Here is a 1253-nt window from a genome sequence, read left to right on the forward strand (position 1 = left end):
AGCCAACACCGCTCAAAGTTTGTTCAACCCATTTAATAACTTGCTCTCCTAGACGAGTATGATCTAAGCGATCGATCTCCCGTAACCCAGTGGGACTGGTGACATTAACTTCCGTTAAATAACCACCAATTACGTCAATACCGACAAAAATTAAACCGTCTTGGCGCAGTTTTTCGGCTAATTGGGCGCAAATTTCCTGTTCCCTGGGAGTAATTTGGGTAGAAGCAACTGTGCCACCTGTGGCCATGTTGTTACGAAAATCACTGCTACTCGCCAGACGGTTAAGCGCCCCAATTGGTTCACCATTGAGTAAAATAATCCGCTTGTCTCCCTCTTTTGCTTCTGGTAAATAGTTTTGTACCATTACTGGCACTCGACCTTGAAGGGTACTAAGTTCCACAATAGAGTTAAAATTGCGATCGCCCGATTGCAAAAACAACACCCCTTCCCCGGCCTTATTTCCCAATGGTTTAATCACCGTTGCGCCCTTAGCTTCCACAAACTGGCGAATTACCCCTTTATCAGCACTGACAATCGTTTCTGGAATTGCCTTTGTAAACTGGAGAGCATACATCTTTTCATTTGCCCCTCTGATACCACGGGGACTATTAATCACTAAAGTTTTGCTTTGATCAACATAATCCAAAATATAAGTAGCATAGAGGTAAGCATCATTCACAGGTGGATCTGTCCGCATAAAAACAGCATCCATTGTTTCTAACGATGCAAAACAACTAGCACTTAATTGATACCAAGGATTAGCTGCTAACCAACGCCCCTCCACCAACTGCACTGGTACAACTTCCACCCGTTGCAAAATCGCCCAAGCCTTACCATCTAAAAAACTCAGCAGGTTCGCTTGAGTAATCCAAACTTCGTGTCCTAAAATTTGCGCTGCTTCCATCAAGGCAACACTGGTATCATGACATGGATCAAGCTGATGGATAGAATCAATGATAAAAGCCAGTTTCACCCTTTATACCTCAATTGCCGTGAATATAATGAATATAATGAATATAATATTTATTTTTTAGGCGCTGCAAATTAAAAGAATATCCCTATTTGTAGTATGGGTGTAAGGGTTTAGCAATGGCCGCACTACTAAAAAATTGGATGATTTATTTTTCGGTAATCTCTAAACAGGGAGCTTTTTATGAGCATTAGCAGACAAAACCGCATAATTCATCCAAATGAACGAAAATTAATCTAAATCACGTAAGTTGCTTTTTTAGTGAAATAAGGTGCGTCAGAAA

General features: G+C 41.0%; 1 protein-coding gene. It reads right to left on the reverse strand.

Features of this window, described 5'->3' with window-relative positions; genetic code table 11:
* Nucleotides 1–973, reverse strand: a 973-nt coding sequence (gshB, locus tag VB711_RS23075; RefSeq protein ID WP_323288691.1) for a glutathione synthase, incomplete at its 3' end; no start/stop codon positions are given.
* Nucleotides 974–1253 lie beyond the last annotated feature (280 nt).

This window comes from Cronbergia sp. UHCC 0137, from assembly GCF_034932285.1.
Taxonomy (GTDB): domain Bacteria; phylum Cyanobacteriota; class Cyanobacteriia; order Cyanobacteriales; family Nostocaceae; genus Cronbergia.